At 51.3% G+C, this 14909-nt stretch carries 11 protein-coding genes; 9 read left to right on the forward strand and 2 right to left on the reverse strand.

Features of this window, described 5'->3' with window-relative positions:
* The first annotated feature begins 148 nt into the window (after positions 1-148).
* On the forward strand, positions 149-2332 hold the full coding sequence (locus EHSB41UT_RS19135) for a sensor domain-containing diguanylate cyclase (RefSeq protein ID WP_133060582.1): 2184 nt from the start codon (positions 149-151) through the stop codon (positions 2330-2332).
* 15 nt (positions 2333-2347) lie between these two features.
* Here the strand turns inward: EHSB41UT_RS19135 and EHSB41UT_RS19140 are convergent, their stop codons facing one another.
* Together EHSB41UT_RS19140 and EHSB41UT_RS19145 are read right to left on the reverse strand one after the other, a co-directional pair.
* A complete protein-coding gene (locus EHSB41UT_RS19140; protein WP_087112470.1) occupies positions 2348-3007 on the reverse strand; it encodes a response regulator transcription factor in 660 nt (219 codons plus the stop codon).
* Positions 3008-3100: 93 nt separating this feature from the next.
* On the reverse strand, positions 3101-4024 hold the full coding sequence (locus EHSB41UT_RS19145) for a DMT family transporter (protein WP_087112471.1): 924 nt from the start codon (positions 4022-4024) through the stop codon (positions 3101-3103).
* A gap of 213 nt (positions 4025-4237) precedes the next feature.
* Here EHSB41UT_RS19145 and EHSB41UT_RS19150 point away from each other — a divergent pair, with 213 nt between their 5' ends.
* From EHSB41UT_RS19150 to EHSB41UT_RS19185, 8 genes are all read left to right on the forward strand, one after another.
* Entirely contained in the window at positions 4238-4507 is a 270-nt protein-coding gene (locus EHSB41UT_RS19150; RefSeq protein WP_087112472.1) for a DUF4212 domain-containing protein, read from the forward strand.
* 2 nt (positions 4508-4509) lie between these two features.
* Positions 4510-6315 carry a sodium:solute symporter family protein gene (locus tag EHSB41UT_RS19155; RefSeq protein WP_087112473.1) on the forward strand — a complete coding sequence of 602 codons (1806 nt, stop codon included), beginning with the start codon at positions 4510-4512 and terminating at the stop codon, positions 6313-6315.
* Positions 6316-6403: 88 nt separating this feature from the next.
* The gene (locus EHSB41UT_RS19160; RefSeq protein WP_165767338.1) at positions 6404-8245 is read left to right on the forward strand and encodes a DUF294 nucleotidyltransferase-like domain-containing protein; all 1842 of its coding nucleotides are present in this window, start codon (positions 6404-6406) and stop codon (positions 8243-8245) included.
* Positions 8246-8251: 6 nt separating this feature from the next.
* Complete coding sequence (locus EHSB41UT_RS19165; RefSeq protein WP_087112475.1) at positions 8252-8863, forward strand: 3'-5' exonuclease; 612 nt, start codon at positions 8252-8254, stop codon at positions 8861-8863.
* A gap of 91 nt (positions 8864-8954) precedes the next feature.
* A complete protein-coding gene (locus EHSB41UT_RS19170; RefSeq protein ID WP_087112476.1) occupies positions 8955-10874 on the forward strand; it encodes a sensor histidine kinase in 1920 nt (639 codons plus the stop codon).
* Positions 10874-11575, forward strand: a complete 702-nt coding sequence (locus tag EHSB41UT_RS19175) for a response regulator transcription factor (protein WP_087112477.1) — start codon at positions 10874-10876, stop codon at positions 11573-11575. Before EHSB41UT_RS19170 ends, EHSB41UT_RS19175 begins: the two co-directional genes overlap by 1 nt.
* A 225-nt stretch (positions 11576-11800) precedes the next feature.
* Complete coding sequence (locus EHSB41UT_RS19180; RefSeq protein WP_165767339.1) at positions 11801-13534, forward strand: type I secretion system permease/ATPase; 1734 nt, start codon at positions 11801-11803, stop codon at positions 13532-13534.
* Complete coding sequence (locus EHSB41UT_RS19185) at positions 13534-14871, forward strand: HlyD family type I secretion periplasmic adaptor subunit (RefSeq protein WP_087112479.1); 1338 nt, start codon at positions 13534-13536, stop codon at positions 14869-14871. Before EHSB41UT_RS19180 ends, EHSB41UT_RS19185 begins: the two co-directional genes overlap by 1 nt.
* Positions 14872-14909 lie beyond the last annotated feature (38 nt).

Raw genomic sequence — 14909 nt, forward strand, 5'->3', positions numbered from 1 at the left:
TTTTTCTTAGAATATTTATGGTATAGGCGCTGATGGTCTTGTTGTTTTGAAATGTGCGGCACAGGCAGAAAGCCGGGGCATTGAATAGATTCACGGAATTACCAGCCCGTTCTTCACACGTACTTGCAGTGAGCTAAGGCTGGAAATTGTGTCTCATTCTATAGCCCAGCGGGAAATTATCAGTCTCCTTTCCCATTGTGCGGAATACCCTGCCATGGACGGATTCCAGTTTGTGGAAACCCGGATTGGGGAGATGGCCGCCCGTTATGATTATTCTCTCTCTCCCGCAATTGTCGCCTTTATGGATGGGCTTCGGGATGACCGGGCCGGTACGCTGTCCCGTGCAGCCGAACATTTCCTGATCTGCACACGCCTGTGCACTGGTGAGGAGAAACGTCTGGGTCTGCATGCCCATATCATGCTGGGAGCCATCTACGGCGAGCTTGGTGATAACTTCAAGGCTTATCACCATTTCAGTCAGGTGCTTGAACACAGTTCAGAGCTGGACCCTGCACCTCTGGCTTCCCTTTATGTGAATCTCTCACATCTGTTTCTTGGCCTTCGCCGCTATGAAGATGTGGTTCGATTTGGTCGTCAGGCCATCACCATATCCACGGAGCTTCAGTCTCACTATGGCCTGGTGATTGGTTTGATCAACACCGGTCTGGCATTGGCTCACCTTGGTAATACCGAAGAAGGTTACATCATGGTGAAGCGTGCTTTGACGGCTGCAGAAACACACCAGCTGGATCGCTTTCTGGGTCTAACCCACAGCTATAATGCCATGGTGCTGGCCATGCATCGTCCTGACCAGATTCACCAGACAGAGTTTCACTATCAAAAGGCTGTGGAGCTGATGGCTTCCATGACCAGCAACTACGACAGCCTGGACAACCTGCTGCGCTATGCGGATTTTCTGCTCAAGAATAACCGTGCATCAGAAGTGAAGGATATGTGGGACGACCTGAATCGTCTGGTTGTCGGTTTCGGTAGTGTCGAGTTGGATCATCGGCTGATTAAAATCGAAATTGCTCTGTTGCGACGGGAAAATCAGAGCCGACTGTTGCTGGAGGCACTGGATCGATATCTGGCAAGCCTTGAATGTGAATATGATGCCAGCTGCAAGCGGGAAGGGGATCTGTTGATCCGTCAGGTCAGCAAGCTGGAGGAGTATCAGGCTGACCTGATCTCCATGCAGGTACACAATAACCTGGATGCTATTACCGAAATTGGTCAGTTGATCTCGACAGCAGACAACCTTGGCAGTGTCATGACCAAGGTACTGGATAAAGTTGGACTGATCTTTCCCACCCATGAGTTCGGGATTGGCCTTTATGATGCCAGCACTCAGGAGCTGGATTACCGCTACTTCATCACCCGTGATGGTTTTATGCCGGCGATAACCGTGCAGTGTGACAAGGTGGTGAACTTTGGATCCTATGTGATTAATACCGGGCAGACTGTGCACCTGAGCAATGTCAGTGCCGAAGTGATGCAGGGTTATTACCGAAAGTTTGCAGATTTGCAGCAGAGCCCGTTCCACTATGAAGCCAAAAACTTTGGCCCGCAGGAAACTCAGTCCATGCTGTTAACGCCTGTGCGTCTGGGGAACGAGGTGCTGGGCATTCTTTCCGTGCAGGCTATTGAGCAGGATCAGTACCAACAGCACCACCGGCAGCTGTTTGAACGACTAGCCAGTCTGATTGCGATTGCCCTGAAAAACCTTCGCCAGAAAGAAGAACTGCAGAAGAACTATGCTCGTCTGGAGCATGTGTCCCGAACCGATCCACTGACCCAGCTCTTCAATCGCCATCATTTGAAAACAGTCGTACGACAAGTGGTTAATACCGCTGCCAGTGATCAGCAGCCGGTGACGGTTATCCTGATCGATATCGACTACTACAAGGGTTATAACGATCACCTTGGTCATTATGCAGGTGATCAGGCGCTGGTGGCGGTTGCCAATACCATCAAAGTGACTTTTGGTGACGAGGGGGATTATGTGTTCCGTTACGGTGGTGATGAGCTGCTGGTGATTTCCAAAGGTTCCAAGCTGACGCATGTGCGCCGCAAGCTGAAAAGTCTCAAGAGCACAATTAAGGCACTGAATCTGGTGCATCCGCTATCCCAGTGCAGTGACCGTGTGACATTGTCTGTAGGAGCGACTTATTGCTCTGAGATTCATAACGATACCGCGTTGTTCAATCAGGCTTTTGAAGAGGCCGATCAAAGGCTGTATCAGGTGAAGGACCAGGGACGTAATGGCTTCATGATTGGTAGTCTGGGGGATGCTCCGATTGTCAGGGCCTTTGATGGTCATGTTGCGGTTTAAGCTGGCACAGTTGTTCTAGCTTTCAACGCCATCCTGAATGGTATCCAGCTCAAGGTTCTGCAGTTCAATAACCGCCTGGGTGCGGTTATTGACCCCCAGCTTGCGAAAGATGGCGGTGGCATGAGCCTTGATACAGGCTTCTGAAACGTCCAGTTCCCAGGCGATCTGTTTGTTACGCAATCCATCCCGCAGCATGGTCAGTACCCGAAACTGTTGCGGGGTGAGCGTAGCGATCTTTTCCAGCATGGCATTATCTGTCGAGTCCTCTTCCGCAACCGGCTCAAGGTTCTCCGGTAGCCAGATGTCCCCGTCCAGAACCTGGCTGACAGCGGAAGTCAGTACATCCAGAGGTGAGGATTTGGGGATAAAGCCGCTGGCGCCATACTCAATCGCCTTATGTATCACCGTCGCTTCTTCCCGGGCGGAAATTACCACGACCGGGATCTCGGGGTATTGGTTTCTTAAGGTCAGGAGTGCCGAAAAGCCCTGGGCTCCGGGAATCAGCAGATCCAGCAGAACCAGATCTACACTTTCTTCCTGTTCCAGAGTCTGGGTGAGTTCATCCAGACTGCTGGCTTCTGAAATGGTTATTTCAGACAGGGCTTGTTCCAGAGCATTCACCAGAGCGGAACGGAACAGAGGATGATCTTCAGTGATAATAATCCGGTAATTCATGGCGGCCGGTATTGTTGTTGTTCTCTGTTCCAACTTGCCAGCGATTTGCTATTGAGTCAAACAACAAGCGTTGTCTTGTTGTGTTGAAAAACTTCAGGTTTTTCTGGCTCTCAAATGCTGCCAAAGCCGTCCGTCGATAACGGACAGACCCAGGGCAATCATCAGGATTCCCAGCAGGTGTACACCTTCTAGAGTTTCGTCCAGAAACAGAATGCCCAAAATAACTGCTGAAACCGGCACCAGCAGAGTGACCAGCAAAACATTGGTAGCACCGGCCAGTTCCAGAATCTTGAAATAGAGCACGTAAGCCAAAGCGGTCGATAGAATTGCCAGCCCGGTCAGAGCGATCCAAAGATCAACGCTGGTTGTCTGCACAGCCTCGGGGCCATCAATCAACAGCGCTACGGGTATCAAGACCACGGCAGAAGCTGTTACCTGCCCGGCGGCGGTAATCAATGGATTAATACCCAGCGTCTTAAAGCGTCGGCCATAAACGCCGGCAAACGCATAAAAGATGGTGGCGCAGACAACGGCCAGCTGGGCCAGCAGAGTGCCGCTGTCATCCAGTGCCGGTACGCCAATCATGACGACCACACCAATAAAGCCAATAAACACTCCGAGCAGTTTTAGTGGTGTCGGGCGCTCGTCGGGTAATAACAGGCCAGCCACAATCACAGCAAAGATCGGAGTGGCAGCATTGAGTATGGCAGCCAGCCCGGAGGCTATCTGGGTTTGTCCCCAGACAATCAAAGCGAAGGGGAAAACATTATTCAGTAGCCCCATCCCCAGAAATGCGCCCCAGATCTTAAGACTGAAAGGTGGGCGTAACCCAATGGCGATCACAAAAGCCCATAGGGCTACAGCGGCCAGGCTGACTCTTAATGTGACGATGGAAAGCGGTGGCAGCTCCCGAACCGCGACGCCGTTGAAAAAGAACGACCCACCCCACAACAGGGAAAGTACAATCAGAAATGCCCAGGCTTTGGCGTTCATGGTTGGCGTGATTGAGGCTGTCACGTTGACTCCACTGGTTGTTATTGGTTTTGGCAGGATAGTGGCAGAGCAGCTTTCAAAATATCCGATTCTTGCGCGCAATACGAACTGCATATCTGTCGGTGGCAATAGCCCATTAGCCTAAAGTCTAAGAGACGAAAGTCAGGACGGTTGCTACTGTAACTCCCGCAATCATAAAAATAACAACAGATAATAATAAGAAAGGAGATCGCTCCTATGAAAGATGGTAAAGCGGCGGCGGCCGCTTACTGGAAAGAGAATCTGCGTGTTCTGCTCACGCTTCTCTGTATCTGGTTCGCAGTGTCGTTTGGTTGCGGCATTCTCTTTGTTGATGAGCTGGATCAATTCTCAATTGGTGGTTTTCCCCTTGGCTTCTGGTTTGCTCAGCAGGGTTCCATCTATACCTTTATTGTCCTGATCTTTGCCTATGTCTGGCAGATGAATCGTCTGGACAAGAAATACAATCTTGACGAGAAGGAGATGTAAGCATGGATACTCAAATGCTGACCTACCTCTTTATCGGTCTCTCCTTCGCGCTTTATATCTACATAGCTATTCGCTCTCGCGCCGGTTCCACCGGCGAATACTATGTAGCCGGTAAGGGTGTTCACCCGATTGCCAATGGTATGGCTACCGGTGCTGACTGGATGTCAGCAGCGTCGTTTATCTCCATGGCGGGGATTATCTCGTTTGTCGGCCGGGATGGTGCTGTCTACTTGATGGGATGGACCGGTGGCTATGTTCTTCTGGCGATGTGTCTTGCACCTTACCTGCGTAAGTTCGGCAAGTTTACTGTGCCTGACTTTGTTGGTGAGCGGTATTACTCCCAGCTGGCCCGGGTTGTGGCCGTTATCTGCGTAATCTTTATCTCGTTCACCTATGTAGCGGGTCAGATGCGTGGCGTCGGTATTGTCTTCTCCCGTTATCTGGAAGTGGATATTAATGTCGGCGTGATGATCGGCATGGCCATCGTGTTCTTCTATGCGGTTCTCGGCGGTATGAAAGGGATTACCTACACTCAGGTGGCCCAATACTGCGTAATGATCTTTGCCTTTATGGTGCCTGCGATCTTCATTTCCATGATGATTACCGGTAACCCGATCCCTCAGCTGGGCTTCGGCTCCAATGTGGCGGGTGAAGAGGTTTCGGTGTTGCAGAAACTCAATGGGCTCTCAGAAGAACTCGGGTTTAACACCTATACCGATGGCTCCAAGTCGACCATCGACGTGTTCTTTATCACTATGGCGCTGATGGTGGGTACTGCTGGTCTGCCACACGTTATCGTGCGTTTCTTTACCACCCCGACGGTGCGTGATGCCCGGAAATCGGCCGGTTACGCGCTGCTCTTTATTGCCATCCTCTACACCACTGCGCCAGCGGTTGCGGCATTCGCCCGTATTAACCTACTGAACACGGTGAGTGAAGCCTCCTATGAAGAGCTGCCAGAGTGGTTCTCCAACTGGGAAAATTCTGGCCTGATCGCCTGGATGGACAAGAACGAAGACGGCAAGATCCAATACACTGCTGGTGCGGCTATGGCAGGCAAGCCTAGCTTTACCGATGAGCGTGGTGAGAGTGGTGAACGTCTGGTGTCCAATACCGCAACGGATAACGGCAATGAACTCTATGTTGACCGTGACATTATGGTTCTGGCGAATCCAGAGATTGCTCAGCTGCCAGGATGGGTTGTCGCCTTGATCGCCGCGGGTGGTCTGGCTGCGGCATTGTCGACTGCTGCGGGCTTGTTGCTGGTAATCTCGACCTCGGTCTCCCATGACCTGCTCAAGCGTAACCTGATGCCAAATATCTCCGATAAGCAGGAACTGCTGGCGGCCCGTGCAGCAGCGGGTGTGGCGATTGTGATTGCCGGTCTGTTTGGTATCTACCCACCGGCCTTTGTGGCTCAGGTGGTGGCATTTGCCTTCGGTCTGGCGGCGGCCTCGTTCTTCCCGGCCATTCTGATGGGTATCTTCTACAAGCGCATGAACAAGGAAGGCGCGGTGACCGGCATGATTGTTGGTCTGGTATTTACCTTCAGCTACATCGTGTACTTCAAGTTCATTAATCCAGGTGCCAACACGGCAGATAACTGGTTCTTCGGTGTATCACCGGAAGGTATCGGTACCCTAGGTATGCTGCTGAACTTTGCGGTGTCGTTTGTTGTATGCCAGCTGACTGCGCCTCCTCCGCAGGAGATTCAGGATCTGGTGGAAGATATTCGTGTGCCTAGCAGTGCTGGTGCCGCTGGAGCCAGTGTTGAAGTCGCGGGTGGCCAAACCGCCAACGCCTCCTGATAGGCATCTCACAGATGTGGAATGACTAGAAAGGGCTCTTCGGAGCCCTTTTTTACGGTTTGTTTGTGCAAACGCATGGATGATGGTGATGATAGCAACAGAAACCCGAAGCACGGATTATGAAGCCAGGTTTCATCAGCCGCCCTTTGATCGACTGACTGAAGACCAGCGTCGCCAGCTGATCCGTCGCACCAGCCTGTGCTGGTACCGTCCCGGTGAAAAGCTGATTCAGGCCGGCAGTGAGCCATTGTCGTTGATGGTGGTTCAGCGTGGAGTGATCGAGGAGCGGGATGCGGCTAATCATCAAGCCATCTATGCCCACTATGCCGAGGATGATCTGTTTGATGTGCGTGGGGTTTTGGAACAGCAGGCCAGGCACGAATATATCTGTTTGGAAGAGGCGCTGATTCAGGAGATTCCCGCAGAGCTGTTTCGTGTTTTCTGCCAGGACAATCCACAGTTTGAGCAGGGGCTAAAAGCCGGTCTTGGGGAGAAGTACGACAATCTCGGAGTGGGAGACGGTTCGCTGCGTCCTGCCATGGCGGAATTTATGTTGGGTGTCATTGGTCCAGAGCATTGTGATCCTGTCCATATCATTCCCGCCCATACCGGCCTGACGGATGCGGCACGAATGCTGGAAAACCAAAACCTTGATGCTTTGCTGGTTGAGGGGTTGGATGATGGCGATATATCCGGCCTTGGGATGGTGACCCGCACTGATTTGCTGCGGGCTGTCGCGCTGGAGCAAATGCCGCTGAATACTGGCGTTGGGCTTATTGCGGTCAAGCCCTTGATTCATATGAATCAGGGGGATTATCTGTTTGATGCCCTGTTAACAATGACAGAGCGCCATATCGAACGGGTGGTGATTTATAAACCATCATCAGGTGAATTGGTGGGCTTGTTGAGCCTGAACCGTATTCTGTCACTGGCTTCCAGTCACTCACACTTGCTGGCGATGCGTATTGCCCGGGCAGAGACTCTACCGGAGTTGATTGCACTTTCACCGGATATCGAAAAGCAGGCACGCTCTCTGTTTGAAAATGGCGTGCGTACCGGCTTTGTGATGAAGCTGGTTTCGACATTGAATGACAAACTGTTGCGCCGACTGTTCGAGCTGCACTTTCCAAAAGAGTGGCACGCCCAGCTCTGTCTGCTGGCCCTGGGTAGTGAAGGCCGTGGTGAGCAGGTTATTAAAACAGATCAGGACAACGCTCTGATTGTGAAAGACGGCAGTTCACTACCTCCGCAAAGTCTGCTGGATAGTTTTACCCAGTTGTTGATCCAGTGTGGCTGGCCTCGCTGTGAGGGTGAGGTGATGGTGTGTAATCCACACTGGGTTCAGTCGCAGTCAGGCTGGCACGGTCGTATTCAACGCTGGATGGATCAATCAACCCCGCAGGCGATGATGGAAATGGCGATGATGGTCGATGCGCGGTGCGTGGCGGGCAATGCAGAGTTGCTGGATGATTTTCATCGTGTACTTGATGAGAGTCTTGGACGTCGTGAAGCGTTTTTATCCACGTTTGTCGCCCCGGCGCTGGGCTTCGATACCCGCTTAACCTTCTTTGGTCGTATCAAGGCCGGCAAGGATCATCGCATGGATATCAAGAAAGCCGGAATCTTCCCGGTGGTTCATGGTGTGCGGACGTTGGCTTTAGAGCATCGGCTACGGGAGTTATCTACCGTAGAGCGGCTCTCTGCTTTGAAAGCGAAGGGCAAGATTGATGCAGAACTGGCTTCCAAGCTTGAAGAGGCCTTTCTGGTATTGAATCGGTTGCGTCTGGAGCAGCAGGTCTCGGGTGTCTGCGATGGCAATGCTTTGGATCTTGACGCTCTGGACTACCGCCGCCGGGATATGCTGCGCCATTGCCTGCATACGGTGAAAAAGTTTCATCAGTTTCTGCAGCGTCATTTTCATGTGGGTTAGACGTCAATGATTGGAGAGCAGTGGCTGGACGGCCTGAAGTACCGTTGGCTGGAACGCAGAAAGGGGGAGCAATTCGGCCGTTACTTTCCTCCTGCGCCTGCTGGGGAATATATAAGTCTGGATCTGGAAACCAGCAGTCTGGATACAAAGACGGCAGAAATTTTGGAGATTGCTGCGGTTCCTGTGCGCGGCAATAAAGTCTATCCCGGCGAAGCTTTGATCCTGAAAGTAAAACCCACAGGGCAGCTACACCCGGACTCTGTCCCTGTGCATCAGATTCGTGAGAAGGATCTTGAGCAGGGAGTGGCTCCACTGGAAGCGATTATCGAGCTGCTGACGTTTGTAGGGCGCAGACCGATTATTGGCTACAACATCCGTTTCGATCAGCTGATCCTCAGCCGCTACTGTCAGCAGTATCTGGGGTTTCCTCTGCCTAATCGGGTGCTGGAATTATCCCAGCGCTATTATCGTCGTAAGTTGAATACTCAGCCGGACAAGGTGGGTGATCTGCGCTTTGATACACTCTGTCGAGACTTGGATATTCCCATTCTAGAGCGGCATACGGCCCGTGGTGATGCCATTACCACAGCGCTTGCCTGGATCAAGCTTGAGCACTGATCAATGTTGAGCATAAGGTAAAGTCCCTCGTCAAAAAGCCTGCGTTGTGTTAAACGTAGGCGCAATAATATTAATAACTTACAGGGTTGTTATGGGGCGTACTCCCCTGAAATTGCTGATTGGGATAATGTTTATCCTGCTGTTTGTGCCTTTGGCCAAGGCTGATGTTCTGCCTGTTTTACCCGGAAATCCTATTCCTCTCGATAAAAAACTGGCGTTTTATACTGACCCGACCGGTCGTATAACTCTGCAGGATATTCTGGCGAAAGATCCCGGCTTTGAAGAGAGTCATCGCTTTCTTGCGCAGGGGTTTACCCGGGACAGTCTGTGGCTGCGCATCCCTCTTGCCCGTGATGAAAGTGTGCCGGATGATTGGGTGATCAGTGTGACACCCAGCTATCTGGAGCATTTCCATGTCTGGATTGTTCAGGATGGCCGGATTGTATCCGGCGAACCCATTGGGCGATTTGATAAAGATCTTAGCCGCCAATCCCATGAGCCACTTTTGCAGACCACGCTGACTCTTCCTGAGGGACGGTTCTGGCTCTATATGCGCATCCAGACCGGAACAACGCTGGCGGCTATGCCTGTGCTCTATCCGCCAGAAGCTTTTGCGCAAATCAGTCAGGCTAATGTTCTGAAGATGGGGATTGTTGGCGGTATTCTGCTGCTGTTGTTTATCGTTAATTTTGGCTTCTGGCTGAGTACGCAAATTAATTTGTATGGTTACTTTGCCGGTTATGTTGGGTTTGGGTTGATTTCGCTGCTTGATGGTTCCGGCATGTTAAGCCGATTTTTGCTGGTGGACAGTTACCCGGAAACCGTGAGGGTTTTGAGTGTAGGGGTTGGGTTCAGCTGGCTGTTTGGTTTTCTGTTCTTTATGAACCTGCTGCTGGACAGGGAAAAAGATCGCTGGATTTATCCGTTTTACTATCTGCTGTTTACTCTGGCGCTAATGGCTGCGTTCTGTGGGCTCATGGGCGGTATGGCCTACAGCTATATTGCAGAGTGGATTCCCCCGGTTGGTATTGTCGTTTGTCTGCTGACATTGATTCCTTCCTGGCGCAAGCTCCGTTATGGCCGCAGTGGTGGGGAGCGTTTTCAGGGTGGTTCCTTTTTTCCCATGGCCTTCTTTTTAGGGATCAATCAGCTCTATGTCGGAGGGTGGCTGGAGCCCAGTCCGCTAACAGTGTTTGGGCAAACCCAGGGTGGTTTGCTCCAGATTGTTCTGATCCAGATTGCGCTGTTATTTCGTATGCGTGATCTTCTGGATGAACGCAATAACGCTGTTGCGGAAGCCCGGCGGGTTTCCGAAGAGGTCGCCAGGGAAAGGAAGATCAGGGAAGAGCAGAGTCGTTTTCTCAGTATGATCACCCATGAGATAAGAACGCCACTGGCTGTGATTGATATGGCTATTCAGTCGCTCAAGGTTTATGAGCGGGAGCCTGAGGTATTCCGTTCCCAGCGTTATAGCCGTATTCAAAGCTCTGTGCAGCGCATGGCTACGCTGTTAGAACTTGGGCTTAAGAAAGATGGTTTCAGCTCAGAGATCTGGCAGCCTGATGATGTCGTGTATCTGGATGAAATCAGCGACACGGTCGTCAGTGAAATGCCGGCTGATGAGCAGGTACGTATTCAATCGAATCTGCCAGATGACCTTCTACCGATCGTGGGGAATACCGCAGCATTGAAAATGGTCTTTTTTAATTTGCTGGAAAATGCCCTGAAATACTCAAGTCATGATGATCCGGTATTGATTACCGTCGGTCGCGAGCAGGGTGAGGTCTTCTGGCAGGTAGAGGATCGCGGACCTGGTGTACCGCAAAGTCAAAGAAAACAAATATTCGAGAAGTTCTATCGCGCGTCTGAAGTCACCGGAAAGCCGGGTCTGGGATTGGGATTATATATCGCCAGACAGATTATTGAGCGGCATGGTGGTCGGGTGGAGCTGATGGCGTCCCGCTGGGGTGGAGCCTGCTTTCGGTGCGCGTTTAAAGCAGGGGAGGGGTAATGCATATTGCGATTGTTGAAGATAACCCAGATTTGAGAACTGAGCTGGAATATCTGCTCACACATTCCGGTTATACGGTCACTGCTGTTTCAACGGCCGCTGACTTCTATCGGTGCCTTAATGCTGCTGATGGTGGTATTGATGTGGTATTGCTGGATCTTGGACTCCCGGATGAAGATGGCTTATCGGTGGCCAGAAAAATTAAAGGCATTCCCGGGATGGTAGTGATTATGCTTACTGCCCGCGGTCATTTGAAAGATCGGGTGGATGGATTGGAGAGTGGTGCTGATGCCTATCTGACCAAGCCTGTAAATGTGATGGAGCTGATTGCGGTGATTGAAAGTGTCACCCGCCGTGTTCGGGTTGAGCGTGGAGTCAACCAGCCGGCCGGAGTCGCGGATCAGTTCTCTATCGACAGCTCTGGACGTAGACTGTTTTTACCCGATGGTAATACGGTATCACTGACTCGTTCCGAAGGTGTGGTAATTAAGGTTCTGTCTGGGTACGGCATGGAAACGGTCAGCCGCAGAAGCATCTCAGAGGCGCTGGGGCAGGATTATATGCATTATGATGAGCGCAGGCTTGAAGCTATTATCAGCCGGCTGCGGAAAAAGTTGCGTGAGAGTTACCCTGAGATGGAGGTGATCAAGGCTGCAAGGGGAATTGGCTATCAGCTTCTGGTGCCTGTGGAGCAGGTTTGATCACAAAAAGCATCTTTATGTAGTTATGCATTAATATCGATCTATACGACACAACAAAAACACTAGACGTCAGTATTCGTCAGTTTTTCCCATTGAGCTGCTGTTATTTTAATATAGACGACACGCATCTAAATCTTACATTGCACGATGTGTGTCGTGAATAACTAAAAATGACAACAGGGTCACATCTTCAAAAGTCAGTGGTGTGATTGTTGGGGAGCTGTAGTGCAAGGGCAGGAAAAACAAAAATTCTCCTGGTTCTGGGAGGCAGTAAAGCCCTATTGGCGGGTCTATCGTGATGTATTGTTGGCCAGTCTGCTGATCAACATCTTCGCGCTTGTCTCTCCATTGTTTGTTATGAATGTCTACGACCGTGTGGTTCCTAATCAGGCGTTTGAGACCCTCTGGATGCTGACGGCCGGTGTGATTCTGGCCTTTGTGCTGGAATTTGTAATCCGGCTGATGCGTACCCGATACACAGATCTGGCAGGCCGGCAGATTGATCTCACCCTCTCTTCCCGTTTGATTGATCGACTGCTGGGCTTGAAGCTTTCTTCACGCCCTGGCGGCACCGGAACACTGATGAACAGTGTGGCGGAGTTCGACAGTATTCGCAGTTTTATAACCTCGTCCTCTGTTCTGGCGATTATTGATCTTCCGTTTGTTCTGCTCTTTCTTGCCCTGATTCTCTGGGTTGGTGGCTGGATGGTCTTGATCCCTCTTGGCTGTATTGTGTTGTCGCTGCTGGTGGCCTGGGTGCTGAATACGCCCATGCAGAAAGTCATTTTTGAGCAGCAGGATGCCTCGGCACAACGCCAAAACTATCTGATGGAGATGCTGTTCTCGCTGGTATCCGTCAAAACCAGCAATACTCAGCAGCAGAACCAGGTGAAGTGGAGTGAGTTGAATCAAACAACCGCTGATCTTGGTTTAAAGATTCGCGCTCTGCAGATGATTTCGTCTCAGAGCACGACTCTGTTTATGCAGTTGAATACCGTTTTACTGGTGGTTGTTGGTGTTTATTTGATCAGTTCTGGTGATCTCTCCATGGGTGGATTGATTGCCATGATGATGATCTCCGGTCGGTGTGCTGCACCGGTTGCTCAAGTTATTGGTTTGTTGAATCAATATGAGAAGGCCGTTCATGCTCTGGAGCATGCCGGCAATATTATGAATCTTCCCCAGGAATCTCCTGATGATCGCCAGTTGCTGAAGCCTGAAGTGTTTCAGGGGCATTGGCAGATCAATCAGGTGTCATTCAATTATCCGGACAGTTCACCTTCCCTAAGCAATATCAACCTGACAATCGAACATGGACAAAAAGTGGCGGTTCTTGGCCGTATAGGGTCAGGCAAAACCACTTTGCTGCAACTTCTTTCCGGTTTGTGGGAGCCGGTGTCGGGAAATATTTCTCTGAACTATCTGGATATGCGACAGATTGAGCCTTCATGGTTGAGATCGTATGTTGGCTATGTTCCGCAAAAGAGTGAACTGTTTAACACAACCCTTCGCGAAAATATCACCATGGGGCGTGCTGAACTGGACGACAATGATGTTCTATGGGCATTGGAGAAGTCGGGCTTGGCAGGAATTGTGCAAACCGGAAGTGCAGGGCTGGATTTTCAGGTCGGAGAGAATGGGCGTCATCTGTCAGGTGGTCAGGCGCAGGCGGTGAGCCTGGCTCGAGCATTGGTTACACGTCCGAAAGCTTTGCTTCTGGATGAACCGACCAGTGCCATGGATAGCCATGCTGAAGCCCGGTTTATTCAGCTGTTGGGTGAACTGGATGATGTCACTGTCGTTGTTGTTACCCACAAAATGTCACTGCTGGGTGCCATGGACAAGATCGTCGTGCTCGATCAAGGCGCAATCAAAGTACAGGGCAGTGCCAGAGATATTATGAGTCAGATGTCTTCTGCTGGCCGATCGCAGCCAGCGGTTGAGGAGGCAGTGAACTGATGAGTGAACAGGCAAAAGTCTCCAGCCATTGGCATGGTGCTACCGAAGAGGAAATTAACGGGATCAGCAAGGGCGGTCGTCCACTGATACTTGTGGTTCTGCTGACGCTGGTTCTCTTTATCGTTTGGGCCAGTTGGGCTGAGGTAGATGAAATCACCCGCGGTGAGGGCAAGGTTGTACCTTCCAGCCAGATACAGGATGTGCAGAACCTGGAAGGTGGCATTGTTCGAGAAATTCTGGTCAGGGAAGGCGAGCTTGTTGAGCAGGGACAGGTCTTAATGGTGATGGATGATACCCGTTTCTCAACCACCCGGGATGGTCAGCAGGCTAACCGGTTTGCACTGCAGGCAAAGCTGTCGAGATTAACGGCGGAAGTTGAAGGTGCAGGTGCTGATACAAGTGCAGTGCCGGTCATGAGCGATGAAGTGACAAAAAGTGTTCCGGAACTGGCAAAACGTGAGCTGGAACTTTTTGAGAGTCGTCAGCAGGAGCTCGCCAGCAGATTGGGCGTGATTCAGCAGCAGCTTTTGCAGCGTACTCAACAACTGGAAGAGTCACAGGCACAGGAACAACTGTTACAGCGTCGTCTGGTGCTTTTGGAGGAAGAGTTCAAGTTATCCAGCGAACTGGCTGCCGAAGGCGCAGTTTCCCGGGTTGAGGTCCTTCGGCTTGAACGACAGGTGAGTGACACTCGTGGGGAGCGGCAGGTCGCTCAGGAAGGTATTGAGCGTATCCAGGCCGAACAGCAGGAGATGAAGCAGCGCATTCGTGAGGCGGAGCTGGCCTTTACCAATAAAGCCCGCGCGGAGATGAACGAAGTGCTAGCCCAGCTGGACGAACTGATGGCGAAAGAACTGGCGGTGGAAGATCAGGTCGATCGAACCCGGGTGCGGGCGCCTTTGAAAGGCGTGGTGAAACAGATTCTGGTCAATACCGAGGGCGGCGTGGTTCAGCCGGGTATGAAGATGATGGAGCTGATTCCGGTGGACGACACTCTCGATGTCGAGGTGAGGATTCGTCCGGAGGATGTGGCTTTTTTGCACCCTGGCCAAAAGGCCACGGTTCGTTTTACCGCTTATGACTTTACGGTCTATGGCGGCATGAAAGGTGAGCTGGTTCATCTCAGTGCAGACACCATTCAGGATGAAGAGGGCGAGAGTTTTTACCTTGCCCGTATAAAAACAGATACCAGTTATCTCGGTGATAACGAAGGCAGCCGGCCGATTATTGCCGGCATGGTTACGACCGTCGATATCCTCACCGGGAAAAAGACATTGATGCAATACCTGATGAAACCGGTATTGCGGGCCAAGCAGTTGGCCTTTTCAGAACGCTGATTTTTAACACTTAAAAACAAAAACACGGACTTCCAACG

Origin of the sequence: Parendozoicomonas haliclonae (genome assembly GCF_900174585.1) — a bacterium.
Lineage (GTDB): Bacteria > Pseudomonadota > Gammaproteobacteria > Pseudomonadales > Endozoicomonadaceae > Sansalvadorimonas > Sansalvadorimonas haliclonae.

Excerpts from the sequence above, each read along its gene's own strand:
- EHSB41UT_RS19140 (WP_087112470.1), bottom strand. The coding sequence starts at position 3,007 with ATGAATTACCGGATTATTATCACTGAAGATCATCCTCTGTTCCGTTCC.
- EHSB41UT_RS19150 (WP_087112472.1), top strand. The coding sequence starts at position 4,238 with ATGAAAGATGGTAAAGCGGCGGCGGCCGCTTACTGGAAAGAGAATCTG.
- EHSB41UT_RS19155 (WP_087112473.1), top strand. The coding sequence starts at position 4,510 with ATGGATACTCAAATGCTGACCTACCTCTTTATCGGTCTCTCCTTCGCG.
- EHSB41UT_RS19160 (WP_165767338.1), top strand. The coding sequence starts at position 6,404 with ATGATAGCAACAGAAACCCGAAGCACGGATTATGAAGCCAGGTTTCAT.
- EHSB41UT_RS19165 (WP_087112475.1), top strand. The coding sequence starts at position 8,252 with ATGATTGGAGAGCAGTGGCTGGACGGCCTGAAGTACCGTTGGCTGGAA.
- EHSB41UT_RS19170 (WP_087112476.1), top strand. The coding sequence starts at position 8,955 with ATGGGGCGTACTCCCCTGAAATTGCTGATTGGGATAATGTTTATCCTG.
- EHSB41UT_RS19175 (WP_087112477.1), top strand. The coding sequence starts at position 10,874 with ATGCATATTGCGATTGTTGAAGATAACCCAGATTTGAGAACTGAGCTG.
- EHSB41UT_RS19185 (WP_087112479.1), top strand. The coding sequence starts at position 13,534 with ATGAGTGAACAGGCAAAAGTCTCCAGCCATTGGCATGGTGCTACCGAA.